The following is a 1,365-nucleotide window of genomic DNA, read 5'->3' as shown; positions in this document are numbered from 1 at the left end:
CTAGTACTCCAGCATCACTTTGTGATCTTTAGTGTGTAGCGTACGGCTCTCGTGATGGATCATGATGTCGCCGCGTGGGTGGCAGGATTGGATGACCTGTTCGCTCGGGTGGCATGCCGGTTCGGGCGGCCGGAGCCGCGGCGGCGGGCGCGAGCGTATGTGCGTGGGCTGCTGGCGCCGATCGAGGGCAAGAACGGGTGGACGCTGGCCGAGGCAGCGGGTGAGAGCAACCCGCTGGGCATGCAGCGGCTGCTGAACGCGGCCCGGTGGGACGCCCACGCGGTGCGCGATGACCTGCGCTCTTACGTGGTCGAGCACTTGGGTGCACGTGATGGCGTGCTGATCGTGGACGAGACCGGGTTCATCAAAAAGGGCGACAAATCCGCCGGAGTCCAGCGTCAGTACTCGGGAACGGCCGGCCGGATCGAGAACTGCCAACTGGGGGTGTTCCTGGCGTATGCGACCGGCGCCGGGCGCAGCTTGATCGATCGGGAGCTGTATCTGCCCAAGTCATGGATCGGTGATCGCGACCGGTGCGCCGAGGCGGGCATCGAACCCGAGGTGGAGTTCGCCACCAAACAAGTGCTGGCACGCCGGATGCTGACGCGGGCATTAGAGGCGGGGTGCCGGCCGCGTGGGTGACCGCCGATGAGGCCTATGGCCAGGACTACAAGTTCCGCGTCTTTCTCGAGCAGTACCGCATCGGCTACGTGGTGGCGGTGCCGCGCAGCCAGGCGATCAGCGGCGGCCTCGGCCCACGAGCACGCGCCGAAAGCCTGGTCGCCGAGGTGCCCGCCTCCGCCTGGAAACGGCTCTCGGCCGGCCAGGGCGCCAAGGGGGCGCGCCTGTATGACTGGGCGATGGCCACGCTGCCGATCATCCGCGAACCGGAAGAGGGGTATGAGCGATGGATCCTCATCCGGCGCAGCATCGCCCGCCCCGACGAGGTGGCCTTCTACCCCGGCTTCGGCCCGGCCGACACCACCATCGACGAGCTGGTGAAGGTCGCCGGGAGCCGCTCGGCGATCGAGGAGTGTTTCCAGAGCGCCAAGACCGAGGTCGGACTGGATCAGTACCAGGTCCGCCGCTATGACGCCTGGTATCGGCACATCACCTTGGCGATGCTCGCCCACGCCTATCTTGCCGTCACTGCGGCAAACAGCTGGTCGAAACGGACCAGGACGGCCTCGTCTCCCTCTCGATGGGAGAGGTCCGGCGTCTACTGGCACACATGATCACACGACCGCCCGACCTTGATCAAATCCACACGTGGTCACGCTGGCGGCGCCGCCACCAACACATCTCCAAGATCAGCCACTACCGCCGAAGACAGTCAGGGATAACAAAGTGATGCTGGAGTACTAG

Annotated in this window: 1 pseudogene; it reads left to right on the top strand. The window is 65.8% G+C overall.

Annotated elements, in window-relative coordinates:
• The first annotated feature begins 54 nt into the window (after positions 1-54).
• Positions 55-1,351 (top strand): annotated as a pseudogene (locus tag ABZ860_RS42800) (IS701 family transposase).
• Positions 1,352-1,365: the final 14 nt, after the last annotated feature.

Origin of the sequence: Microbispora sp. NPDC046973 (assembly GCF_040644495.1) — a bacterium.
Lineage (GTDB): Bacteria > Actinomycetota > Actinomycetes > Streptosporangiales > Streptosporangiaceae > Microbispora.
Note: the sequence above shows the minus strand (reverse complement) of the source record. Positions and strands in the feature narration are given on the sequence as shown.